This is a genomic window from Aureimonas sp. Leaf427, from assembly GCF_001425485.1.
Taxonomy (GTDB): domain Bacteria; phylum Pseudomonadota; class Alphaproteobacteria; order Rhizobiales; family Rhizobiaceae; genus Plantimonas.
In genome coordinates this window covers 47757-71721 of sequence record NZ_LMQW01000004.1, presented here as the reverse complement: position 1 = coordinate 71721, position 23965 = coordinate 47757, and the positions used below count along the sequence as shown (strand labels likewise).

At 66.9% G+C, this 23965-nt stretch carries 19 protein-coding genes and 2 tRNA genes; 10 read left to right on the top strand and 11 right to left on the bottom strand.

The annotated features are described in order from the left end of the window. The first annotated feature begins 343 nt into the window (after window positions 1-343). From ASG62_RS04915 to ASG62_RS04905, 3 genes are read left to right on the top strand one after another with little or no spacing between them, the layout of a single operon-like run. Window positions 344-2089 (top strand): type I secretion system permease/ATPase, encoded by a 1746-nt coding sequence (locus ASG62_RS04915; RefSeq protein ID WP_056699670.1) that lies wholly within the window; start codon window positions 344-346, stop codon window positions 2087-2089. Next, complete coding sequence (locus ASG62_RS04910) at window positions 2086-3411, top strand: HlyD family type I secretion periplasmic adaptor subunit (RefSeq protein ID WP_056699667.1); 1326 nt, start codon at window positions 2086-2088, stop codon at window positions 3409-3411. Before ASG62_RS04915 ends, ASG62_RS04910 begins: the two co-directional genes overlap by 4 nt. 7 nt (window positions 3412-3418) lie before the next feature. Further along, window positions 3419-4672 carry a glycosyltransferase gene (locus ASG62_RS04905; protein WP_056699665.1) on the top strand — a complete coding sequence of 418 codons (1254 nt, stop codon included), beginning with the start codon at window positions 3419-3421 and terminating at the stop codon, window positions 4670-4672. 144 nt (window positions 4673-4816) lie between these two features. On the opposite strand, the gene ASG62_RS04900 is transcribed toward ASG62_RS04905, so the two are convergent. After that, window positions 4817-4893 (bottom strand) — tRNA-Pro (locus tag ASG62_RS04900). A gap of 183 nt (window positions 4894-5076) precedes the next feature. Between ASG62_RS04900 and ASG62_RS04895 the strand changes: the two genes are divergently transcribed. Together ASG62_RS04895 and ASG62_RS04890 are read left to right on the top strand one after the other, a co-directional pair. After that, window positions 5077-5151: transfer RNA gene (locus ASG62_RS04895), tRNA-Gln, on the top strand. Window positions 5152-5720: 569 nt separating this feature from the next. Next, entirely contained in the window at window positions 5721-6056 is a 336-nt protein-coding gene (locus ASG62_RS04890) for a hypothetical protein (RefSeq protein WP_056699661.1), read from the top strand. A 9-nt stretch (window positions 6057-6065) separates the two neighbouring features. Here the strand turns inward: ASG62_RS04890 and ASG62_RS26205 are convergent, their stop codons facing one another. Next, on the bottom strand, window positions 6066-6611 hold the full coding sequence (locus ASG62_RS26205; protein WP_156381970.1) for a hypothetical protein: 546 nt from the start codon (window positions 6609-6611) through the stop codon (window positions 6066-6068). 287 nt (window positions 6612-6898) lie between these two features. Continuing rightward, window positions 6899-7534: a LysE family translocator gene (locus tag ASG62_RS04885; RefSeq protein WP_056699657.1), complete on the bottom strand. Its 636-nt coding sequence runs from the start codon at window positions 7532-7534 to the stop codon at window positions 6899-6901. Window positions 7535-7707: 173 nt separating this feature from the next. Here ASG62_RS04885 and ASG62_RS04880 point away from each other — a divergent pair, with 173 nt between their 5' ends. Continuing rightward, complete coding sequence (locus ASG62_RS04880; protein WP_056699654.1) at window positions 7708-9249, top strand: acetolactate synthase large subunit; 1542 nt, start codon at window positions 7708-7710, stop codon at window positions 9247-9249. An 86-nt stretch (window positions 9250-9335) separates the two neighbouring features. On the opposite strand, the gene ASG62_RS04875 is transcribed toward ASG62_RS04880, so the two are convergent. Genes ASG62_RS04875 through ASG62_RS04865 form a run of 3 tightly spaced genes read right to left on the bottom strand, consistent with a single transcriptional unit; the run spans window position 9336 to window position 14643 of the window. After that, window positions 9336-12452, bottom strand: a complete 3117-nt coding sequence (locus ASG62_RS04875) for an efflux RND transporter permease subunit (protein ID WP_274532603.1) — start codon at window positions 12450-12452, stop codon at window positions 9336-9338. Continuing rightward, window positions 12449-13528 carry an efflux RND transporter periplasmic adaptor subunit gene (locus ASG62_RS04870; RefSeq protein ID WP_056699652.1) on the bottom strand — a complete coding sequence of 360 codons (1080 nt, stop codon included), beginning with the start codon at window positions 13526-13528 and terminating at the stop codon, window positions 12449-12451. The genes ASG62_RS04875 and ASG62_RS04870 overlap by 4 nt, the downstream gene beginning before the upstream one ends. Then, entirely contained in the window at window positions 13525-14643 is a 1119-nt protein-coding gene (locus ASG62_RS04865) for an efflux RND transporter periplasmic adaptor subunit (protein WP_056699649.1), read from the bottom strand. Before ASG62_RS04865 ends, ASG62_RS04870 begins: the two co-directional genes overlap by 4 nt. Window positions 14644-14779: 136 nt before the next feature. On the opposite strand from ASG62_RS04865, the gene ASG62_RS04860 reads away from it, so the two are divergent. The 3 genes from ASG62_RS04860 (at window position 14780) to ASG62_RS04845 (ending at window position 19070) form a co-directional block, all read left to right on the top strand. Beyond that, a complete protein-coding gene (locus ASG62_RS04860; RefSeq protein WP_056699645.1) occupies window positions 14780-15475 on the top strand; it encodes a TetR/AcrR family transcriptional regulator in 696 nt (231 codons plus the stop codon). A gap of 182 nt (window positions 15476-15657) precedes the next feature. Next, on the top strand, window positions 15658-17325 hold the full coding sequence (locus tag ASG62_RS04855) for an AMP-binding protein (RefSeq protein ID WP_200944779.1): 1668 nt from the start codon (window positions 15658-15660) through the stop codon (window positions 17323-17325). Window positions 17326-17756: 431 nt separating this feature from the next. Beyond that, the gene (locus ASG62_RS04845; protein WP_082537509.1) at window positions 17757-19070 is read left to right on the top strand and encodes an SAM-dependent methyltransferase; all 1314 of its coding nucleotides are present in this window, start codon (window positions 17757-17759) and stop codon (window positions 19068-19070) included. A 110-nt stretch (window positions 19071-19180) separates the two neighbouring features. Here ASG62_RS04845 and ASG62_RS26200 read toward each other — a convergent pair whose 3' ends face one another. After that, the gene (locus ASG62_RS26200; RefSeq protein ID WP_156381969.1) at window positions 19181-19363 is read right to left on the bottom strand and encodes a hypothetical protein; all 183 of its coding nucleotides are present in this window, start codon (window positions 19361-19363) and stop codon (window positions 19181-19183) included. Window positions 19364-19923: 560 nt separating this feature from the next. Here ASG62_RS26200 and ASG62_RS04840 point away from each other — a divergent pair. Further along, the gene (locus tag ASG62_RS04840) at window positions 19924-20220 is read left to right on the top strand and encodes a DUF982 domain-containing protein (protein ID WP_056699636.1); all 297 of its coding nucleotides are present in this window, start codon (window positions 19924-19926) and stop codon (window positions 20218-20220) included. A gap of 23 nt (window positions 20221-20243) precedes the next feature. On the opposite strand, the gene ASG62_RS04835 is transcribed toward ASG62_RS04840, so the two are convergent. Genes ASG62_RS04835 through ASG62_RS04820 form a run of 4 tightly spaced genes read right to left on the bottom strand, consistent with a single transcriptional unit; the run spans window position 20244 to window position 23911 of the window. Further along, a complete protein-coding gene (locus ASG62_RS04835) occupies window positions 20244-21302 on the bottom strand; it encodes a 3-carboxy-cis,cis-muconate cycloisomerase (protein ID WP_056699633.1) in 1059 nt (352 codons plus the stop codon). Between the two features lie 2 nt (window positions 21303-21304). Then, the gene (gene pcaF, locus ASG62_RS04830; protein ID WP_056699629.1) at window positions 21305-22507 is read right to left on the bottom strand and encodes a 3-oxoadipyl-CoA thiolase; all 1203 of its coding nucleotides are present in this window, start codon (window positions 22505-22507) and stop codon (window positions 21305-21307) included. Window position 22508: 1 nt separating this feature from the next. Beyond that, window positions 22509-23180, bottom strand: coding sequence for a 3-oxoacid CoA-transferase subunit B (locus ASG62_RS04825; RefSeq protein WP_056699626.1), 672 nt, complete (start codon window positions 23178-23180; stop codon window positions 22509-22511). After that, window positions 23177-23911: a 3-oxoacid CoA-transferase subunit A gene (locus tag ASG62_RS04820; protein ID WP_056699623.1), complete on the bottom strand. Its 735-nt coding sequence runs from the start codon at window positions 23909-23911 to the stop codon at window positions 23177-23179. Before ASG62_RS04820 ends, ASG62_RS04825 begins: the two co-directional genes overlap by 4 nt. Between the last annotated feature and the right edge of the window lie 54 nt (window positions 23912-23965).

Here is a 23965-nt window from a genome sequence, read left to right as displayed (position 1 = left end):
GCAGGCCTCGACATCCGGCTGCCGCAGACATCGCGGATGTCTCGCCTGGACACGAAGCTGGAGATGTTCCCCGAAGCAGACATTCGAGAGTCCTTTCCAAGGCCTCGGATGTGACTCCAGGGAAAGCTGGTCCGGAGCTTAGGTAAAGCTTTAGACGGATGTGGCATGTTTCTCGTGAAAGACCCTGAGGCGGTGTGACGTCGCAGGGCCGAGATGCGAGAAGAAGAACCACGATCGCCGTGTTCATCTCCATGCCCCGAGTGCCGCGACCGACGGGTCGACGTGCCCTGATCGGTGTCGTTTCCAAGGGAAACGGCCCGCGGGTGCTTGCGGGGGGCCGGTCGTGAACCCCGTCCTCTCCTCGCCGCTGCTCGCCATCGTGCGCGGCTTTTCGGCCGGCTATGCCGCGCTCTTCGCCTTCGGCTTCTTCTTCCCCTTTCTCTTCATGGCGATGTCCCTCGTTCCGATGGGCATCATCGAGCGCGTGGGCACCAGCCGCAACGCATCGACGCTGACCGCCCTCATCGTCATCGCCACGGTTCTGACCGTCACCTACACGCTGCTCGAAAGCATCCGCTCGCAGGTGCTCGACCGGATGGGGACGGTCATCGACCAGCGCCTGACGCGGATCTGCTTCGACGCGTTCAACCGCGACAAGGGCAGCGTGGGCGGCGGCACGGCCGCGCAGGCCCTGTCCGATCTCCAGACGACGCGGCGCTTTCTCGGCGGGCCCTCGCTCTCGGCGCTGATCGACGCCTTCTGGTCGCCGATCTTCGTCGTCGCCATGTTCGTGATCTCGGCGCCCTTCGGCTTCCTCATCCTCGGCCTGCTCGGCCTTTCCGCCGCCATGTCGGTCGCCACGCACTACGCCGTGACCGGGTCGCTGAAGGCGGCGCAGCGCTGCGACGGCGAGGCGAACGAGTTCGCGCTGGCGGTCTCGCGCAATTCCGAGACGCTGCGCGCCATGGGCATGCTGCCCTGGCTGACCGACCGCTGGTACCAGATGCACCGCGACGGCCTCGGCTGGCGGCACGCGGCCCAGACGCGCGCCGCGCGCATCGGCCTCGTGCCGCGCATGCTGCAGAACGGGCAGATGATCATCGTCTACGGCCTCGGCGGGTTCCTCTTCCTGGAGGGACAGATCCACATCAGCGTGCTCTTCGTCATCCTCATGCTGATGATGCGCGCGCAGGGGCCGCTGCAATATCTCATTAACAACTGGAGCCAGATCCAGTCCTTCGTGCTCGCGGCGCGCCGGCTGGACGTGCTGCTGCGGGCCGTCGAGGGCGCGCCGCGCCATCTGCAGCTTCCCATGCCGACCGGGCCGCTCGTCGTCACCCGCCTCGTCGGCGGGCCGCAGGGGCTGGAGAAGCCGGTCATCCAGGACGTCTCCTTCGTGCTCCATCCTGGCCGCATCATGGGCATCGTGGGTCCCAGCGGCGCCGGCAAGTCGTGCCTGACGCGGCTTCTCGTCGGCATCTGGAAGGCGCGGCGCGGCACGATCGTCTTCGGCGAGCAGGACCTCTCCCACTGGGGCCAGGACGATCTCGGCCGCTTCGTCGGCTACGTGCCGCAGGACGTGGAGTTCCTGCCGGGAACGGTGGCCGAGAACATCTCTCGCTTCGATCCGAACGCCTCCAGCGAGACGATTCTGGCCGCCGTCGAGGAGGCGGCGATCCACGACATCATCCGCGGCCTTCCCAACGGCTACTCGACGCGGCTCGGCATGGGCGGGCACATCCTCTCGGGCGGCCAGCGCCAGCGGCTGGCCTTGGCGCGCGCGGTCTACGGGGCGCCCAAGCTCGTCGTGCTCGACGAGCCCAACTCCAATCTCGACGCCGGCGCCGAACAGATGCTCGGCCGCACGCTGCGCTCGCTGCGCGACAAGGGCACGGCCGTCATCGTCGTCTCCCATCGCGTCAGCCTTCTCGGCTTCTGCGACGACATCCTCGTTCTCAATGAGGGCGCGGTCCAGGCGCTCGGCACGCGCGAGCAGATCTTCAACCGCCTGCCGCGCTTTCGCGGAGAGACCGCCGCCGCGCCGCCGCCGATCCTCGATCTCACGCACAACAAGGGTTACGGAACGTGACCCTCGCGCTCCCCGCCCTTGCCGCCGCGCCCGAGCCCGCCACAGACTGGCGGGCTTCGCTGCGTCTGGGCTTTCTCGTGCTCTTCCTCTCCGTCGGCGTCGGCGGAACCTGGGCGGCCTTCGCCCATATCGATTCCGCCGTCGTGGTGCAGGGCACGTTCTCGATGGAGGCCAACCGCAAGACCGTGCAGCATCTGGAGGGCGGCATCGTCTCGGAAATCCTGGTGCGCGACGGCGACCGGGTGGAGGAGGGGCAGACGCTGGTGCGCCTCGACACGACGCGCTTCGAGGCCTCTGCGACCGCCGTCTCCAAATCGCTGGCCACCGCGCTCGCCACCGAAGCGCGCCTCGTCGCCCAGCGCGACCTCGTCGATTACATGGTCGTCTCCGACGAGGTGAAGAGCCTGCTCGGCCCCGGCGAGGGCAACGAGATCGACGACAATCACCGCGAGTTCGAAATCCGCAAGCTCGTGCTGAAGAGCTCGATCGAGCTTCTCGACACGCAGGAGAAGCAGATCCGCAACGACATCGAGCAGACGCGCCTCGACGAGGCTTCGGCCAGCGCGCAGCTCGCCACCGTGATGAAGGAGCTGAAATCGGTCCGCCCGCTGCTCGCCAAGGGGCTGGTGCCGATGAGCCGCGTGACGGCGCTGGAGCGCCAGAAGGTGCAGTTCGAGAGCGTCGCCTCCAAATCGCGCAACGATGCGCAGAAGGCCGCCGACAAGATCGGCGAGCTGAAGCAGCGCCGCGAGGCCCTGCGGCGCGACTATCGGCAAGAGGCCTCGAACGCGCTGGTGGAACTGGGCAAGCAGATCTCGCAGTTCCGCCAGGAGCGGCAGGTCGCGCTCGACATGCTTGCCCGCTCGGCCATCCGCTCGCCCGCCTCCGGCACGGTGCAGCAGATGCGCATCTTCACCGTCGGCGGCGTGATCCGGCCGAGCGAGCCCATTCTCGACATCGTGCCCGATTCCGACCGCTTCGTCGTGAAGGGCAAGATTACGCCCTCCGACATCGACCGCGTGAAGGAGGGGATGGCGGCCAAGATCAATCTCGGCGCGCTGATGAAGTACAAGCGCGAGATGATCCCGGGTACGCTGCGCTACGTCTCGCGCGACGCCATCGCGGAAGCCAATCCGGCCATTCCGCCCTATTTCTCGATCGAGGTCTCGGTCGGGCGCGACGACGTGCCGGAGGAAATCCGCGGCAAGCTTTCGGCGGGCATGGAGGCCTCCGTCATCCTGCCGACCGCCGGGCGGACCGTGCTCCAGTATCTCGTCGCGCCCGTGGCCGAGAATCTCGACGAAGCCTTCCGCGAGCGGTGAGGCGGCGATGAGAGCGCTGGTCGTCTCCCATGGCCATCCCGATTTCGGCCCCGGGGGCGGCGAACTCGCGGCCTACGCGCTCTTTCAGGGGCTTTCGGTTCACCCCGACATCGGCGAAGCGCGCTTCCTGGCGCGGACCGGCGAGCCCCGCCTGCCGCAGGGCGCCATCGGCTGCCTGCGTCCTGGCGAGTATCTCATCCGCCGCGACATCGCGGATTGGCCGCTTCTGAAGGCCCGGCCGGACGAGGCGCCGCCGGGGCGGGGGCTTCGGGACTTTCTGGCGGCGTTTTCGCCGGACGTGGTCTTTCTCCACCATGTCGTCCATCTCGGCCTCGACGTCATCGCCGAGATCCGATCGGCGCTTCCAAAGGCCCGCATCGTTCTGACGCTGCACGACTATCTCGGCATCTGCCGCAACCAGGGGCTCATGATCACCCGGGTTTCGCCGGGCGCGCCGCCTCTATCCAGCGCCCTCTGCGCCGAAAGCGGCATCGAGCCTTGCGCCCGCTGCTTTCCGGAGGACGGACAAGCCGTCGCCGCCGAGCGTCTCGCCCGCTTTCGTGCCGCCTTCGCGAAGGTCGACGCCTTCGTCGGCCCATCCGTCTTTCTCGCGGAGCGCTATCGCCGCTGGGGCCTCGATCCCGCGCGCCTCCATGTGATCGCCAACGGCATGGCGCGGCCGGGCGAGCCCATCGCGCCGCCCGTCTTCGGCCCGACGTTGGCGCTCGGCTTCTTCGGGCAGGCCCGGCCGCCCAAGGGCCTCCATCTGGCGCTCGCCGCCCTCCATCATCTGGAGCCCGTCCATCGCGCCCGCATCCGCCTGGAGGTCAATGCGAGCCGCATCGAAGCGCAGGAGGGCTGGTATCGGGCGCTGGTCGAGCGGCTCGCCGAGCCCTTGCGCGAGGCGGGCGTGCTCCGCTGGCGCGGCGCCTACACCCGCGGCGAACTCGGCGGGCGCATGGCCGCGGTCGACGCGGTCCTCGTTCCCTCGCTCTGGTGGGAGAACGCCCCGCTCGTCATCGACGAGGCCTTCGCCCATGGCCGCCCCGTCCTCGCCGCCCGCCTCGGCGGCATGGCGGAGGCTGTGCGCGACGGCGTGGGCGGGCTCCTCTTCGAGCCGGGCGACGCGCGGGCGCTGGCGGATGTGCTGCGACGGCTGCTGATGGAGGAGGCGCTCGGCCCCGCCCTCGCCGGAAATCTCACCCCCCCGCCGACGGTCTCCCGATCGGCCGAGATGTATCTCGATCTTGCGAGATCGTGAGGGACTTGCCCGAGACGGACGGATCGCGATCCGATCCAGGGTGGGAGTCCGGCGACATGATGACACAGCGGCGGCGTACCGATGTCGTCGATGCTGATGTCTTGAAAGTGGAAACGCTCGGCCTTCGGGAAGCTTTGAAGCGCATGGTCGGAGTGGCAGGATTCGAACCTGCGACCCCCTCGTCCCGAACGAGGTGCGCTACCAGGCTGCGCTACACTCCGTGACCGTGCGGAGCCGTCTATAGCGACCCTTCCCGCGCCCTGCAAGCGACAAGTGAGGACGATCGGCATTCCGGTTTCGCGCCCTCGACCGGGCCGACGCACGCGCTGCCACCCGAGTCCCTCGCAGCACCGTTGCCAGCACGCCCCGACCCCGCTATGAAACGGCCCCGGCCCGACCGGCATTGGGGCGTCGCCAAGTGGTAAGGCAGCGGTTTTTGGTACCGCCATTCCCAGGTTCGAATCCTGGCGCCCCAGCCAGCGTCCTATTCCCAAATAAAATCATATATTTATTGATTCGCCGGAACAGGCAGCCGGAACAGTTTTCCGGCGTATGGAACCTGTACATCGAGACCATGGCCGATAGATGATGACGTGCTCCGTATTGCTCGCGATCTCGCGGGGATAGGCGCGGAACTGGTCGCTTTAGCAGTGAAAGCATCTGAAGCCCGCTCCTCGACGCTGACGGTCTTCGCGATCGGCAAGAGGTCTGACGCGACGAAGTGCGCCGAATGCCGAAAGGCTCAGCACTGAACCTCGACGTCCATATGCCGATGCATGGCTTCCCTGAGAGTTCGTACCGAACGACTCATGCGGCATGATCGGAACAAATAGGGAACATGGTCAATATCGCGGGCGATTGATATGATTCGTCCGCGCACCGATCAAAGCCCCCTATGGAGACCGATTAATGGCTGAACCTGACGAAGCCTCTGAAGCTTACAAAGCGCGTCGCACGGGCACATTTCGACAGCTTTATTGATCTCCGGCAACGAGCGTTTGAAGCGCAAGTCGCTTATGGGCGTTGGCTCCTGAACTGGCTCCTTCTGATGAATGGCGGTTCGATTGTCGCAATCACCCAGTTGGATACTTTGGCGAAGCCGCTCTTTATGGCTGCCGGAGCATGGTTCGTGGCAGGCATCGGCTTCACCTTCGTCGCCGGGGCGGCAACATGGTTCAACTGGTCGTTTGCGACAGAGGTCTACGATAATTGGGCGGACCCTCGTATGATCGAGACGTCAGAGGCGTGGCCGAAAGACGACGATGATCTCGGTGCCAAAGTAACCGCATCTAGATGGATGGCGATCTCAATGGCTACAATCGCGCTTTACTGCCTTATTGGCGGAGTAGCTGAGATCTTAAATTTCCTCCGACTCGGTATTTAAGCGCACCGATTATGGAAATTCCCCATCCCGATTAGCAGAGTCTAAAAGAGATTGATATTTGGGTTTAATCGCATATCCACGTCGTTTCAGAATTTTTGAATTAGCAATGTTATTGCTGAGTTCCTTCTCAAGATTTTCCACTAAAGCCATCGACATCGCAATCTTGAGGGCATTCCGCGCCATGCCGGCGACACAGTAAAAGAAAAACATCCATACTATAACCCTTATTGGATCGCCATCTGTCGATTCATATACAGCCTGAATTGCGAATATATACGTTCCAACAGATGCAATTGACCAAAAAATGAATTTTGTATTCATTAAATGAAAGGAGTATATAAAGCGATTTTCTTTTATTTCGGTGCGGGCATGAAGGATTTTCTCAATCTCCCATGTAAGAAATATCTCTGACACTCGGTCGTTTGAGTGCCGAAGGATTTGATAAAATACTTTTGTGATTGCCTTCCACAATCGAGGAAGCACTATCGTAAAGAGGAAGCCGACCACGATCGCGAGGGTTGGAGACTTCAGATAGCTGTCAATAAATTCGATCATTCCGAACTACTAAGCGTCCCAGATAAATGCTGCCTGAGACGCTATCATATTCGACCCGCCACGCGACCAAGTGGCGAGCTTTTCCGGCGTGAGCAAGGTCCTAGCTCGCCGGGAAACGGCGTCCCCTCGTGCCGAGCCCCGGCGAGTCAGCCCGTCTGGCGAGTCTTTGGAGCATCCCGGTGATGTAACGCCGGAACGCGGGCGCCGAGGGTTCCGTCAGACTCTGTATTCATCTGATTCCGTTTGTCTTTTCGGAATAGCCGGTTTCCGCTGATGCCCGACAAACTCTACGCCGTGCGGCGCCAGCCGGCGGCGAGGGCGCCGGCGCCGATCATCAGGGAGCCGCCGACCCGGTTGACCGCGCGCTGGACGCCTGGACGGCGGATGGAGTTGCGCGCGAGGGACGCCAGGAGGCCGTAGAGGGCCGCGTTCAGCGTGGCGAGAACGAGGAACGTCACCTCGAAGACGACCATCTGCTGCAGGAGCGGGCGCGAGGTGTCGAGGAACTGGGGGAGGAAGGCGACGAAGAAGATGATGCTCTTCGGGTTCAGCGCCGTCACCACGTAGGTGTGCAGGAAGATACGGAGCGGCCGTTCCGTCGGCGCATCCTCGACGGCGGCGTCGACGCCGCCGGGGGAGACCGGCGCGCGCCAGAGCTTGATGCCGAGATAAACGAGATAGGCGGCCCCGATCCATTTCAGCGCCGTGAAGAGGGCGGCCGAGGTCGCCAGCAGCGCGCCGAGCCCCAGCATGGAGGCGGTCATCGCGGTAAAGTCGCCGAGCGCCACGCCTGCGACCGTCGAGGACGCGGCCTTTCGTCCATGGCCCAGCGCGTAGGAGATGACGAGAAGGATCGTCGGCCCCGGAATGGCGAGGAGAACGGCAGACGCCGCGACGAAGGCCAGCCAATGTTCGAGCGACATAACGTTTCTCCTGTTGGAAGCTTCAGCAATCCACGCCGGTCGCGGCGGTGCAAGTCCTTTTGCGAAGGCTCGCCGAACCGCGTCGGCGGCAAGAAACCTCGGCCACCGTCCGCCCGGAGGTTCCGTTCGGCGTCCATGTCTGGTTCCATCGTCGCCGAGATGGAGGAGACGACATGAACGGTGCGGAAAGTCTGGTGCGCACGCTGCTCGGCGGCGGGGTCGATACGTGCTTTGCCAATCCCGGCACGAGCGAGATGCATTTCGTGGCGGCGCTCGATCAGATCCCGGGCATGCGCTGCGTGCTGGGGTTGCAGGAGAACGTCGTCACCGGCATGGCGGACGGCTATTTCCGGATGGCCGGAAAGCCCGCCGCGACGCTGCTCCATTGCGGGCCCGGCCTCGCCAACGGCTTGGCCAATCTCCACAATGCGCGCCGGGCGCGGAGCGGCATCGTCAACATCGTGGGCGATCAGGCGACCTATCACCGGCCCTTCGACGCGCCGCTGACCGCCGACACCGACGCGATGGCGCGGACCGTCTCCGGCTTCGTGCGGACCTCGGCGCGGGCGGCGGATGTCGGACGGGACGCGGCGGCCACGATCGCGGCGGCGCGCACGCTGCCGGGCGCGGTGGCGACGCTGATTCTGCCCTCCGACACGTCCTGGAGCGAGGGCGGCGTGGTGGCGGAGGTGAACCCGCCGCCGGCGCCGCCGGCGATCGATCCGCTGGCGATCGAGACGGCCGCGCGCGTCCTTCGCACCCATCCGGGCACGCTTCTCCTTCTGGGCGGGCGCGGCGTGACGGCCAAGGCGCAGGCGCTGGCTTTTCGGATCGCGAAGGCGACGGGCGCGTCGGTGAAGGCGGAATATGTCAACGCGCGGATCGAGCGCGGTCGCGGGCGCATGCAGCTCGACCGCGTGCCCTATCCGTTCGACCTCGCGGTCGCGGCTTTGGCGCCCTTCCGGCAGATCGTGCTCGTCAGCGCTAAACCGCCGGTCGGCTTCTTCGCCTATCCCGGAAAGCCCTCCGTCCAGCACCGGCCCGATGCCGAGATCCACACGCTCTGCCGCTACGAGCAGGACAGCGAGGCGGCGCTGGAGGCTCTCGCCGAGGCGCTGGACGCGCCGCACGTGCCCTTCGACGATCCCGGCCCCGTGACGGAGATCGCGCGGGGCGCGCCGACGCCGGAAGGGCTGGCGCGCGTGGTCGCCGCGCTCCTGCCGGAGAATGCGATCGTCTCCGACGAGAGTCTCACCTACGGATGGAGCTTCTACGGCGTGACCCATGCGGCCGCCCCGCATGACTGGCTGCAGCTGACGGGCGGCGCGATCGGCGACGGCATGCCGGTGGCGACGGGCGCCTCCATCGCCGCCGGCCGGGACCGGCGCGTCCTCAGCCTCCAGGCGGACGGCTCGGCCATGTACACGGTGCAGTCGCTCTGGACACAGGCGCGAGAGAAGCTGCCGGTGACGACGATCCTCCTCAACAACCGGCGCTACCAGATCCTCATCGGGGAATACGAGGCCGTCGGCGCCAGACCCGGCGCGACCGCCATGGCCATGCTCGATCTCGGCAATCCCGGGCTCGACTGGGTGAAGATCGCGGAAGGGATGGGCGTCGAAGCGGCGCGGGCAACGACGCTGGACGAATGCGCCGATCTCCTTCGCGGCAGTTTCCGGCGCGAGGGGCCTTTCCTGATCGACCTCGTCGTCTGACGAGGAAGCTGCGGGTCGCAAATCGGAAGGGCGCGGACGATGATCGTCCGCGCCCTTCGCGTTTCAAGAATGCCGAGCCGTTTTCGTCAGGCCGCGGGCGCGGGGGCCTCTCCGCCGTGATGCGCCGCCGGAGCATCCGTCGAGGCCGAGGCGTCCGTCTTTGGCGGCTTGATGCGGAACCAGGCGACGTAGAGCGCGGGCAGGAAGAGCAGCGTCAGCACCGTGCCGACGACGATGCCGCCCATCATGGCGTAGGCCATCGGCCCCCAGAAGATCTCGCGCGAGATCGGGATCAGCGCGAGCGAGGCGGCGGCGGCCGTGAGCAGGATCGGCCGCATCCGGTGCTCGGTCGCGTCGAGCACGGCATCCCATTTGTCGTGGCCGTCCCTGATGTGATCCTCGATCTGCACGACGAGGATGACCGAGTTTCGAATGAGGATGCCGATCAGGGCGAGGACGCCGAGGATCGCGACGAAGCCGAGCGGTGCGCCCGAGGGTAGAAGCGCCGCGACGACGCCGATCAGCCCGAGCGGCGCCACGGCCACGACGATGAACAGCCGCTGGAAGCTCTGCAGCTGGAACATGAGAAGCGTCGTCATGGCGATCAGCATCATGGGCGCGACGGCCGCGATCGGGCCCTGGCCCTTGGCGCTTTCCTCCACCGCGCCGCCGGTCTCGACCTTGTAGCCCGGCGGCAGCTTCTCGATGAAGGCGTCCACCTCGGATTTGAGCTGCGCCACGACGGTCGCGGGCTGAACGGAGGAGGTGAGGGCGGCCTTGATGGTGATGGTCGGGATGCGGTCCCGTCGCCAGACGACCGGCTGCTCCAGCTCGTAGTGGAAGCGGGCGATCGAGGCGAGCGGGAAGGAACGCCCGTTCTGCGCGGGGATCTGCAGGTTCTGCAGCGTCTCGATCGACGAGCGCTCGCTCGGGCGGGCCCGGCTGACGACGTCGACGAGATAGATGGAGTCGCGGATCTGGGTCGCGGTGGAGCCGCCGACGACGCCGTTGAGGACGGTCGCCACATCCTGGGAGGTGATGCCGAGCTGGCGCGCCTTGTCCTGGATGAGATCGACCTTCACCACGCGCGCCGGCTCGTTCCAGTCGTAGGTGACGCGGCTCGTGTTGGCATTGGCGCCGACGATGGCGGCAAGTCCTTGCGCCTTTTCGCGAACGGACTGGAGCTCCGGCCCGCTCACGCGGTACTGGATCGGGCGGCCGACGGGCGGGCCGATGTCGAGCGTGTGGACGAAGACGTCGGTGCCGATGAACTGCGTCTCGCCGATCTCGCGCAGCCGGGCGATGAGCCGGTCGCGCTCTTCCAGCCCCTTGGACATGATGACGATCTGGCCGAAATTCGGGCTCGGCGTCGGCACGTCGTAGGAGAGCAGGAAGCGCTGCGCGCCCTCGCCGACATAGGACGACCAGTAGGCGACGTCCTCGTCTTCCTTAAGTTGCCGCTCGAACCGGTCCATCTCCGCCTTGGTCTCGGTGATCGAGGCGTTCTGCGGCGCGGTCCAGTCCACGATCACTTCGGGACGGTCGGAGGAGGGGAAGAACTGCTGCTGGACGAAGCCCATGCCGTAGAGCGAGGTGGCGAAGATCGCCAGCGTCGCGGCGATGGTCAGCCATTTGAAGCGCACGCAGACGAGCAGCAGGGCGCGGAAGCCGCGCGTGAACCAGCCCGGCCGGTCGTGGTGCTTCTTCATGGTCTTGGGCAGGAAGGTCACGCCGAGCAGCGGCGTGAAGAGCACGGCGACGACCCAGGAGACGAGGAGCGAGACCGCGATCACGACGAAGAGCGTGAAGGTGAACTCGCCGGCGCCCGAATTGTTGAGGCCGACGGGGATGAAGCTCGCCACCGTCACCAGCGTGCCGGTGAGCATGGGAAAGGCGGTGGAGGTGTAGACGTAGGTCGCCGCCTTCTCCAGCTTGTCGCCGACCTCCAGGCGCGACACCATCATCTCCACCGCGATCATCGCGTCGTCCACGAGAAGGCCGAGCGCGATGATCAGCGCGCCGAGCGAGATGCGCTGAAGCGAGATGCCGAAATACTGCATCGTCACGAAGGTGATGGCGAGAACGAGCGGGATCGACAGCGCGACGATCAGGCCGGCGCGCATGCCGAGACTGATGAAGGAGACGATGAGAACGATGCCGATGGCTTCGGCCAGCGCCTTGGTGAAGCCGCCGACGGCCTCCTCGACGACCTTGGGCTGGTCGGAGACGAGGTGGATGCCGACGCCGACCGGCAGTTCCTCGGTGATGACGCGCATCTCCTCGGTCAGCGCCTCGCCGAACTCCAGAAGGTTGGCGGCGGGTTTCATGCCGATGGCGAGCGCGATCGCCGGTTCGCCGTTGTAGCGGAAGAGGGAGGTCGGCGGATCGGCATAGCCGCGCGTGATGGTGGCGACGTCCGACAGGCGGAAGAAGCGGTTGTTGATGTAGAGATTGACGTCGCGCAGGCCGTCCTCGGAGGCGAACTGGCCGTTGACGCGCACCGAGACGCGCTCGCCGTCCGCCTCGATCGTGCCGGAGGGCGAGATCGCGTTCTGAGCGGCGAGGGCGTCGATGATGGTCTGCTGGGTCAGGCCGAGCGCGGCGGTCTGCTGGGTGGAGAATTCCAGATAGACGACCTCGTTCTGCTCGCCGACGAGATTGACCTTGCCGACATTGGGCACGGTCATGATGCGGGCGCGCGCGGCCTCGACATAGTCGCGCAGCTGGCGCTGCGACAGGCCGTCGGCCGTGAAGGCGTAGATATTGCCGAAGACGTCGCCGAAATCGTCGTTGAAGAAGGGTCCCTGGACGCCGGCGGGCAGCTCGCCCTTGATGTCGGACAGGATGTTGCGCACGCGCAGCCAGGCGTCCGCCACGGCCCGCCCGCGCGTCGTGTCGAGAAGCTGCAGGTAGATCGTCGTGCGGCCGGGCGTGGTCTGGCTGCGCGTGAAGTCGATCGTGGTGATCTCCTCGAGCTTCTTCTCGATGCGGTCCGTCACCTGATCGACCGTGTCGTCGACCGATGCGCCCGGCCAGGTGGCCGTGATCAGCATCGTCTTGATCGTGAAGTTCGGATCTTCCTCGCGGCCGAGGTTCATGTAGGCCAGCGTGCCCGCGATCGAGGCGACCAGCATGAAGTACCAGACGAGGGAGCGGTGCTTGAGCGCCCAGCTCGACAGGTTGAAGGGCTGCTTCTCGGTCACGGGGCGATCTCCTCGCCGAGCTTGATGGGATCGCCGTCCTTCAGCGTGTGAACGCCGGCGGTGACGACGCGGGCACCGATGTCGATGCCGCTCTTGATGCGGAAGAGGGAGCCGGCGAGTCCGTCGATCTCGACCGGCCGGCGCACGACCTTGGACGCCGCCTCGTCGACGACGAAGACAAAGCTCTTGCCGCCCTCTTCGAGAAGCGCGGTGCGCGGCAGGTCGATCGACTGCAGATCCTTGACCTTCTGGCGCGCCGTCACGGTCGTGCCGATGCGGAAGGCGGGCGGCAGGTCGTCGAGCGTGATGCGCACGCGGCGGGTGCGCGTGGCCGCATCGGCTTCGGGCGCGATCTCGCGGATCATGCCCTCGGCCACGATCTTGGGATCGACCTGAAGCGCGGTCTCGAACCGGTCTCCCTCGCTGAGGCGCTGGGCGACCTCGTCGGGAATGTCGACGACGGCCTCCCGGACCTCGGCCTGCGCGACCGTGACGACGGTCTGGCCGGGCGTCACGGTCTGGCCGACCTCCGCGCCGACCGCGGTCACGACGCCGTCCGTGTCGGAGATCAGGCGAGAATAGGAGAGCTGCTCGCGCGCCTTGTCGAGGGCGGCGCGACCGCGCAGCACGGCGCTGTCGGCGCTGGCGCGGGCCTGCTCGGCTTGGTCGAGCTCGGCCTGCGAGTTGACGCGGCGCTCGACGAGCGCCTGCTGGCGCTGGCGGGTCGCGCTCGCGTTGACGAGCTGCGCCTCGGCCTTGGCATATTCGGCCTCGAGCTGGCGCACGGTCAGCGCGACGGCGGTCGGATCGAGCGAGGCGAGGAGCTGCCCCTTCTTCACGTCCTGGCCGATGTCGACCTCGCGCGCCACCATGCGGCCGAGAATGCGAAAGCCGAGATCGCGCGAGAAGCGCGGCTCGACGATGCCCGTATAGCCCGCCTGCTCCTGCACCTGCGGGGCGACGACGACCGACAGGACTGGTCGCACCGGGGGAGGCGGTGCCTCCTCCTCGCCCTGACAGGCGGCGAGCGCGGAAGCGGCGGCGAGAAGGGAGCCGAGGAGAGCCAGGCGTTTCACGAGACGTCTCCGGTCGAGATGGCGACGGTCTGGCCTTCGCGCAGGAATCGGCTGGCGTCGGTGACGACAATCTCGCCGTCGTTGAGCCCGCCCTGGACGAGGATTTCGCCGGTGCGGTAGCGGTCGATGGTGATGGCGCGAAGCGAGACCGTCGAGGTCTTGGGATCGACGATCCAGACGCGCGGGCCGCCGGGGCCGGAGGAAAGCGCGCGCCAGGGCAGGGCGAAGAGCCGCTTCGGCTCGAACGCGGCGCTGCCGGCGACGGCCGCCCCGAGGCTCATGGAGGGCGGCGGAGCGAGGAGGGAGACCTTCACGCGCACGGTGCCGGTCGCTGTGTCGAAGGTCGGGGCAATCTCGCGCACCTTGCCGACGGCTTGAACGCTGGGATCGGAGACGAGGCCGACATCGATCGCGCCGGCCGGCGTCGAGGTGGCGAGAAGCGCCTCGTAGATGTCGAAGACCGCGTCCCGCTCGCCGTCCTGCGCGATGGCGAAGACGGTCTGCGCGGCGGCGACGACCTGTCCGGCCTCCGCGTTGCGGGCGGTCACGACGCCGTCGGCATCGGCGCGCAGGACCGTGAAGGACAGCTGGTCCTGGGCCGTGCCGACATCGGCCTCCGCCGATTCGACGGAGCCTTGAGCGGTGCGGAACTGCTCCTGGGCGGCGTCCAGCGTGCTGCGGGTCGTGTAGCCGGATTCGTTCAGCGTCTTCTGGCGCCGGAAGTTCGTCTCGGCCTGGGCGAGCGTGACGCGTGCGGACTGGAGCGTCGCCTCCGCGGATTGGAGGTCCGACTCCTGTTCCGCCGTTTCCAGCGTCGCCAGGATATCGCCCTTCTTCACGATGTCGCTGACATCGACCCGCCGCTCGGCGATGCGCCCCGCGACGCGGAAGGACAGATCGCTCTCCACACGCGCCGCCACCGTGCCGGCGAGCGAGACGGTGCGCGCGATCGACTCGTAGCGGACGGTTGCGACCTTCACGAGCTCGGCGGTCTTGGGCGGCGGCGCCTCGGGCTCGCCGCAGCCGGACAGGAACAGGGCGGCGAGGCCCGCGGCCCAGAGGGACGCACGGGAGACCGGCGAGCGCTTGATGCTCGATGGATGAGGAAGGGGCATGAGGGCGCGGAGCCTCGTTCGACTAGACCGTTCAGTTCAGTGTTGACGGATGACGCAGAATCCGTCACCCGTCAACGGGAAAACTGAACCGTGCAGTTTAATTCGATGCGAACCGGTTCCGTAGGGGGAGGATGCCGTGACCCTGAAGAGCGACAAGCAGGCCGAAATGGCCGAAAGCGGCACGGCCGACGTCGGCGACGCTTTCGATCCCCATCGTCTCGATCAGGACAATCCGAAGGTCCGGCAGCTTCTCGAAGCGGCCGGGCGCCTCTTCATGCAATTGCCCTACGAGGCGGTCAGCACCGATGCGATCGCGCGCGAGGCGAAGGTGTCGAAGGCGACGCTCTACGCCTATTTCAGCAGCAAGGAGAATCTCTTCTCCACGCTGATCGGCGCGCGCTGCAACAAGATCGCGGACGACGTCTGGGATTCCTCGTCCGAGCTTGGCGACGTCCGGCACGAGCTTTGCCGGTTCGGCCGCCAGTTCGTCGAATTGCTGGAACAGGCGGAGACGATGCGGCTCTATCGCAGCGTCGTTTCCCAGACCGTCCGTTTTCCCGAACTGGGGGAGCGCTTCTACGAGGCGGGCCCCAAACGTTTCGAGCTGCGTCTGGCCGAGTTCCTGTCCGAAGCGACCCGCCGCGGACTGTTGCGGGTGGACGATCCCGGTCTCGGCGCCATCCAGTTCGTGCAGCTGATGGCCGGCGACGTGCCGACCCGCGGCCTGCTCGGCATCGCTCCGAATGCGCCGGGGACGACCAAGCGGCGAATCGAGAGCGGCATCGACCTCTTCCTGGCCGGATACGGACCGGAGCCCACCACGGGCGCCTGATGCCTGCCGGCTTGGCTCGGGGCGCGAAACGCCCGCCCGCGCCGCCGCCGCCTTCCGCCGGCAGGGTCTCCCTCCGGGCGCGTTAACAACCCTCGAAAATCATCGACGCTTACGTAAACGTAATATGTTTCGTTCTGCCGCAGTCTCCTGTATCCCTATGTGAAAACGGTGGGAGGAAACGCGTGAACAGGCCCTGGCTTCAGCACTACCCTGCGAGCATGCCGCATGAGCTGCCGGAATTTCCGTATCGCTCGCTGACCGAGCTTCTGACGGAATCCTTCGCGCGCTTCGGCGACCGGCCGCTCGTGGAGTTCATGGGGACGACGACGACCTATCGCGAGATCGATGAGGGGTCCAGGGCGTTCGCGGCCTATCTCCAGTCGCTCGGGCTTGAGAAGGGCGACCGGGTCGCGCTGATGATGCCGAACGTGCCGCAATATCCGATCGCCGTCGCCGGCATCCTGCGGGCGGGCCTGACCGTCGTGAACACCAATCCGCTCTACACGCCGCGTGAACTCCAGCACCAGCTCGCCGATTCCGGCGCCAATGCGATCGTAATCCTGGAAAACATGGCGAACACGTTCGAGGCGTGCCGCGCCGAGACGCCGGTCCGCCATGTCGTCCTCGCCTCGATCGGCGACACGCTGCCCAAGCTGAAGGGGCTCGTCGTCAATTTCATGCTGCGGCGGGTGAAGAAGATGGTGCCGGCCTACAGCCTGCCCGGCGCCGTCCGGTGGAACAAGGCGCTCTCCATCGGCCGCGCCGCCCCGTTCCGGGAGGTGACGACCAGGCTCGGCGACGTCGCCGTCCTGCAGTATACGGGCGGCACGACGGGCGTCTCGAAGGGCGCGACGCTCACCCATTCGAACATCATCGCCAACGTCCTGCAGTCGGAGCTGTGGAACAGCCCGGCGACCGCGCTGATCCCGGCGAACGAGCAGCCCGTCACGGTCTGCGCCCTGCCGATCTATCATATCTTCGGCTTCACCGTGAACATGATGCTCTCCATCCGCCAGGGCGGCTGCCTCATCCTCATTCCCAATCCGCGCGACATTCCCGCCCTCATCTCGACGCTTCGGCGGCAGCGCTTCCATCTCTTCCCGGCCGTCAACACGCTCTTCGGCGCCATCGCCCGGCATCCCGAGTGCGGCACGGTCGACTGGTCGAACCTGAAGCTGTCGGTCGGCGGCGGCATGGCGGTTCAGGCGGCGACGGCGGCGCTTTGGCTGGAGAAGACGGGAAGCGCGATCTGCGAGGGCTACGGCCTCTCGGAGACCTCGCCCTCGGCCAGCTGCAACTTCACCGATTCCAAGGTCTATACGGGCACGATCGGCCTGCCCCTGCCGTCGACCGAGTTCAAGATCGTCGGCGAGGAGGGCGAGGATCTGGCGCCGGGCGAGGCCGGCGAGATCGTCATCCGCGGGCCGCAGGTCATGGCGGGCTACTGGCGCCGGCCCGACGAGACGGCGCGCGCGATGACGCCGGACGGGTTCTTCAAGACGGGCGACATCGGCATCATGGAGCCGGACGGGCGCTTCCGGATCGTCGATCGCAAGAAGGACATGATCAACGTCTCCGGCTTCAACGTCTATCCCAACGAGATCGAGGAGGTGGTGACGCGCATGCCCGGCCTCATCGAGGCGGCGGCGATCGCGGTTCCCGACGAGGGCTCGGGCGAGGCGGTGAAGCTCTTCGTCGTGACCGACGATCCGAACGTCACGGACGCGGCGGTGCGCGCCTTCTGCCGCGAGAACCTCACCGGCTACAAGCGCCCCAAGCACATCGAGTTTCGCGACTCTCTCCCCAAGACCGGCGTCGGCAAGGTTCTGCGCCGCGCGCTGCGCGAGTAGAGGATCGAAGGGGTGACGCGTTTGCGGGGGAGGGGCGCGAGCGCGGCTCTTCCCCGTGGCAGGCCGACGAATGTCCGGTGGACGGCGCTTCGGCGCCGTGCTCCGTGTCGCCGGAGATGGTTTAGAGCATGATGAGGTTTGGTATGGTCATTCTGCCAGCCGTCCTCGTGCCAAGGTCGAGGAACAGGGCGATGGACGTAGCAGCGCTACGTTCGAGCCGTGGTCCGAAGGATTTGGTGCGAGGACGGCTGGCCCTTCGGGTTTGCTTCGGCTGCGCGCCCGCCGTGTCGAAGGACTGCGGCCGTACCCCCGGTACTCCGACCAAAACGGATGTTTTGGTCGACTTGCCCTTCTCCTGGCGGATCGCATCAGCCGCAGCAAACAGAATGACCATACCAAGCCTCATCATGCTCTAACGTCGGACGAGCTTCATGCGCTTTCTCCCGCTTCTCCTGCGAAAGGCCGTCCGCAAAGGTCGTCTGACCGTCATCGGCCCGGCCGGCGAGGTCGAGACCTTCGGCGGGATGGAGCCGGGGCCGGAGGCCACGATCCGCATTCACGACCCTGCCTTCGACTGGAAGATCGCCTTCAACCCGGAGCTGAAGGCGGCCGAGGCCTACATGGACGGCGCTCTGACCGTCGAGGACGGCGACATCCATGCCGTCCTCGAGGTCTTCTTCGCCAACAAGCGCAGCTTCGACATCAGCGCAGGCCAGGCCTTCTGGCGCACGGTGGCGCGCCGGGCCAAGCGGCTGCACCAGCACAATCCGGTGTCCCGATCCCGCGCCAACGTGAAGCACCACTACGAACTCGGGGACGATCTCTTCCGGCTCTTCCTCGACCGGGACGCGCAGTATTCCTGCGCCTACTTCCCGACCGGGCAGGAGACGCTGGAAGAGGCGCAGACGGCGAAGAAGCGCCACATCGCCGCGAAGCTGCATCTGGCGGACGGCCAGAGCGTGCTCGACATCGGCTGCGGCTGGGGCGGGCTGGCGCTCTATATGGCACGAGTCGCCGAGGTCGAGGTGCTCGGCATCACGCTGTCCGACGATCAGGCGCGCGTCGCCACGGCGCGGGCCAAGGCCATGGGCGTGTCGGACCGGGTCCGCTTCGAGGTGCGCGACTATCGCGAGATCGGCGAGCGGTTCGATCGGATCGTGTCGGTCGGCATGCTGGAGCATGTCGGCGCGCACCATCTCGCCGGCTATTTCCGCACCGTCCGGGACCGGCTGGCGCCGAACGGCGTGGCGCTGATCCACTCGATCAGCAGCAAATCCCCGCCGGGCGTCACCGGCCCCTTCATCCGCAAGTACATCTTCCCCGGCGGCTACAGCCCGTCTCTGTCGGAGATCAGCGCGGCCGTCGAGCAGTCCGGCCTCTGGGTTCTCGACGTCGAAATCTGGCGCAAGCATTACGGTCTGACGCTGAAGGAATGGCGCCTGCGCTTCCAGGCGCATCGCGCCGAGGCCGTGGACCTCTACGACGAGCGCTTCGCGCGAATGTGGGAGTTCTACCTCTCCGCCTGCGAATGCGTCTTCCTGTACGGATCGGGCAATGTGGTTCAGATCCAGATCGGCCGCGAGCGCGACGGCGTGCCGCTCAGCCGCGACTATATCTTAGCGACGACCGAGGCCTATCGGCGGCTCGAACGGGAGTGGCCGGAGCCGGCGCTGGGATTGGGCTTGCCTGACGGCGGAGAGGGACGACGAGAGCCTCGGCGGGATGGCGGCGCCGAGGCTCTCTGAAACAGTCGTCGGGAGAAAACGCCTGCGATAAGAGATCAACACGTCGGTCGATCCGCCGCAAGCTACTGTTGTGATGAGATTTTCCGCGCTGGTGCCGAAATTTTCGTCGTTCAGCGATGGGCCTTGAGATAGGCCTTGCCGGACCGCGTGAGTTGCCAGCGCCCTTCGACGCGCTCGGCGAGTTCGAGGCTCGCCAGGCTCTTGATGAGATCGGGATCGGGATTTTCGAGGGGCGATCGTGCCAGCAACGACAGCAAACCGCGACCTTCGGCCGTCATTCGGGCCAACGCCATGAGACATCCTTTCAGGAGGAAAGGCCCATATCGTCATGCGAACGGGCGAAAGCAAGGCGGCGAGGCCGGATCTCTCGCCGCAGGGTGAACGGGCGCCGCGGGAGCGGGTGCGCTCTTCGCCTCGGCGCGTGGGCGATATCCTAGAGCATCGGACGGTCAATAGGACCCAGTTCTGTCTGCCGTGGCCGCCCGGTCCACGCGAAGGGTTGCGACGTCGACCAAAACATCCGTTTTGGTCTGACCGTGGCGGGGCCACGGCCTAGCGAGCCGACAAAGTGGGCGGACGGCCACGGCAAACCCGAAGGGCTGCCCCCCTATCGGCCAATTCCAGCGGCGTGCGTCTGCGGCCGTAGCCCCGCTACGACCTTGCCGCCCACCTTGACCTTGGCCGATAGGGGGCCAGCAGAACTGGGTCCTATTGACCGTCCGATGCTCTAGCGCGTTAAGGTGAACGGAGATGAAATTTTCAGCAGACGGCTCCGTTAACTTCAAACCGGTCCGAGAATGTTTCTAACTTCCGGCAGCAAAACGCTCACTCCTGCCGGAGAGTCAGGGACGCCATGCCGCTGCATCAATTCGAAGAGCCGTTGGTGATCTACACGAGCCTCGGCTTCACGCGCGAGATCGGCACCGTGTTGCAGGCGATCGACGTGCTTCTGAACTGGCCGAGCCGACGCCATGTCGCCGATTACTACGCGGCCCTCGACGCCTGCGGGAGCGCTCTGCGGGGCGAAGCCAGCGTGGCCGGCGCGCGCGAAGCCTTCCGCCTCTTCGCGGAGCACACCGGCATCCTGGCGCTCGAGCACTTCCGGACCGGCGCGGCCCTTGCCGAGGGCCGGCCGGGCGACAGGGCCTGACGGCGAAAGATACGGAGAGAGCCTCAGGCTTTCGAGACATCCGCGAAGCGGGCGCCCGAGACGAGGCGGTCGGCAATGGCGAGGCCGGCGCCGGCGGCTTCGGCGATCTGCGGGAGGAGGACCCATTCGAGGGTCCAGGCCGCCCCGGAGCGCTCGTTCTCGTGGATCATCGATTGGGCGAGCGTGCCGGATAGACCGGCGCACAGGCGGCCGAGGGCGACGAGGACCTCCGCGCCGACCGGGTTCTGCTTGTGCGCCATGGCCGAGGAGCCGCCGCCGCCCGAAAGCCGGATCGCCGCGACCTCGGTCTGGGCCATCAGCGCCACGTCCTGACCGATCTTGCCGAGCGTACCGGCGACGAGCGCCAGTCCCTGCGCGATGTCGAGGATGACGGTGCGATCGGAGTGCCAGGGCGGCGCATCGTGCAAAACGAGGCGCTGCGCGAGATCGGCGCGCAGCGAGGCATAGGCGGGGCCGAAGCTCGCGCCGGTGCCGACGGGTCCGCCGAGCTGCAGCGGCATGTCGCCGGCAAGCCGGGCGAGGCGCGCGCGGTGGCTCTGTAGCGGCCGCGTCCAGGTCACGATCTTGTCGGCGACGGTGAAGGGCAGCGCCGCCTGCATGCGCGTCTGCGCCATCAGGAAGAGCTCGCCTTGCTCCGCGGCTAGGGCCTCGAGTTGGCCGAGCAGCGTGCCCAGCCGGCGGTCCAGTATCTGGAACACGGCTTTCAGCCGCAGCATCAGGCCGGTGTCGATCGCGTCCTGGCTGGTCGCGCCGAGATGGACGCTGGCGCCGTGCTCCTCGCCGACCGCTTTTCGAAGGGCGACGACGAGGGCGGGAACGACGACGCCGTCGCGCGCGAAGCCTCTCGCCATCTCGTCCAACGACGGCCGAAAGGACGGGCCGGCGCGGTCGTCGACGGCCTGCACGGCGGCCGACGAAAGAGTGCCGAGCGCGCCTTGGGACTGCGCCAGGGCGACCTCGAAGGTCTGCATGGCGGACAGCTCGGCCTCGGCCGAGAAGTGCAACGCGATCTCGGCATCGCTCGTGAGAGTCTCGACGAGGGGCCGGCCGGCGTCCGCCATGGTCAGACCCGTTCCAGCGCGATGGCGATGCCCTGGCCGACGCCGATGCACATGGTGGCGAGCGCCCGCCGCCCGCCGGTCTCGGGGAGTTCCAGTGCCGCCGTGCCGCTGATGCGCGCGCCCGACATGCCGAGCGGGTGGCCGAGCGCGATGGCGCCGCCATTGCGGTTCACGCGCGCGTCGTCGTCCGCGATGCCGAGGTCGCGCAGCGTCGCGAGGCCCTGGCTGGCGAAGGCCTCGTTCAGCTCGATCACGTCGAAATCGGCCGGCGACAGGCCGAGGCGGGCCAGAAGCTTCCTCGATGCCGGCGCGGGCCCGAAGCCCATGATGCGCGGCGCGACGCCCGCCGTGGCGCCGCCGAGAATGCGAGCGATTGGCGTCAGGCCGTGGCGCCTCGCCGCCGCCTCGCTTGCCACGATCAGCGCGGCCGCGCCGTCGTTGACACCTGACGCGTTGCCCGCCGTCACCGAGCCGCCCTTGCGAAAGGGCGTGCCGAGCTTGGCGAGCGCCTCGATCGTCGTCGCGCGCGGGTGCTCGTCTTGGGTAACGACGACCGGATCGCCCTTGCGCTGCGGGATCGTCACCGGAACGATCTCCTTGGCCAGCCGCCCGTTGGCTTGGGCTGCTGCGGCCTTCGCCTGCGAGCGAAGGGCGAAGGCGTCCTGGTCCGCGCGAGAGACGTGAAAATCCTCCGCAACGTTCTCGCCGGTCTCCGGCATGGAATCGACGCCGTATTGCGCCTTCATCAAAGGGTTCACGAAGCGCCAGCCGATGGTCGTGTCGTGGATCTCGGCATGACGCGAGAAGGCCGTTTCCGCCTTCGGCATAACGAAGGGGGCGCGGGACATGGACTCGACGCCGCCCGCGATGACGAGTTCCGCCTCGCCCGCCTTGATGGCGCGCGCCGCGGTGATGACGGCGTCCATGCCGGAGCCGCAGAGGCGGTTCATCGTCGTGCCCGGCACGGTCTCGGGCAGGCCTGCCAGCAGGAGCGACATGCGCGCGACGTTGCGGTTGTCCTCGCCCGCCTGGTTGGCGCAGCCGAAGATCACTTCATCGACGGCGCCGAAGTCCACGGACGCATGGCGCTCCATCAGCGCCTTGAGGGGCACGGCGCCGAGGTCGTCGGCCCGGACGGAGGACAAGGCGCCGCCGAAGCGGCCAATGGGCGTGCGCAGATAGGCGCAGATGAAGACTTCGCTCATTTCAAAGCTCCGGAACGACGAGGTCGGCGACGGGGCCGGGCACGAGGAGGTCGGCGCCCGTCACGGCCTGGAGGTCTTCGATCGACAGGGACGGCAGCTTCTCGCGAAGGACGAAGTGCCCGCCCTCGATGTCGATGACCGCAAGGCTCGTATAGACCCGCGTCACGCAGGCGACGCCGGTCAGCGGCAGGGAGCAGTTCTTCACGAGCTTGGGGCGGCCGTCCTTCGTCACATGGTCGGTGATGACGGCGACGCGCTTGGCACCGTGGACGAGATCCATCGCCCCGCCGACCGCCGGCACGCCCTTCGGCCCGGTCGACCAGTTGGCGAGATCGCCGGTCTCGGCCACTTCGTAGGCGCCCAGAATCGCCACGTCGAGATGCCCGCCCCGCACCATGGCGAACGAGTCGGCATGGTGGAAGAAGGCCGTGCCGGGCTTCAGCGTCACCGCCTTCTTGCCGGCATTGATGAGGTCCCAGTCCTCCTCGCCGGCCGCCGGCGCCTCGCCGAAGCCGAGAATGCCGTTTTCCGTGTGGAAGATCGCCTGCCGGCCCGGCGGCTGAAAGCGCGCGACCATTTCGGGAAAGCCGATGCCGAGATTGACGTAGGCGCCGTCGGCAATGTCCTGCGCGGCGCGCCAGGCGATCTGCGTGGAGGTGAGGCGGGCGCTCATCGGGCGGGCTCCGGATAGACGGCATCGGCGCGGTTCAGGACTTCCTCCTGCGCGGGCTCGGCGACTTCGACCAAGCCTTGCACGAAGATGCCGGGCGTGACGACCGCTTCGGGATCGATCCCGCCGGGCTCGACGATCCGGGAGACCTGCGCGATGGTGACCGCAGCCGCCGTGCACATCAGCGGATTGAAGTTGCGAGCCGCCTTGTTGAAGGTGAGGTTGCCGAGCCTGTCGCCGAGATGAGCCTTCACCAGCGCGACATCGGCCTTCAGCCAGAGCTCGCGGATGTAGGGGCGCCCGTCGAAGACCTCGACCGGCTTGCCCTCGGCGAGATCCGTGCCGTAGCCGGTCGGCGTGTAGAAGGCGGGGATGCCCGCCCCCCCGGCCCGGATGCGCTCGGCGAGCGTCCCCTGCGGCACCAGCTCCAGTTCGATCTCGCCGGCCAGATACCGCTCGGTGAAGACGCGGGGATCGGCCGAGCGGGGGAAGGAGCAGATGAGCTTCCTCACCATGCCCTGCTCGATGAGGGCGGCGAGGCCGACATGGCCGTTGCCGGCATTGTTGTTGACGACGGTGAGGCCGGTCGGATGACCCGTGGCGAGAAACCGGTCGATCAGCGCGTGGATCAACTCGATCGGCGCGCCGGAGCCGCCGAAGCCGCCGATCATTACGGTCGCGCCGTCCCCGATGCCGGCGACGGCGTCGGACAGGCTGGCAAGCGTCTTGTCCATGGTGCTCCTTCGCGGGCGCCCGGCCCGCCGCATGGTGCGCGCGAGGCTGCGCCG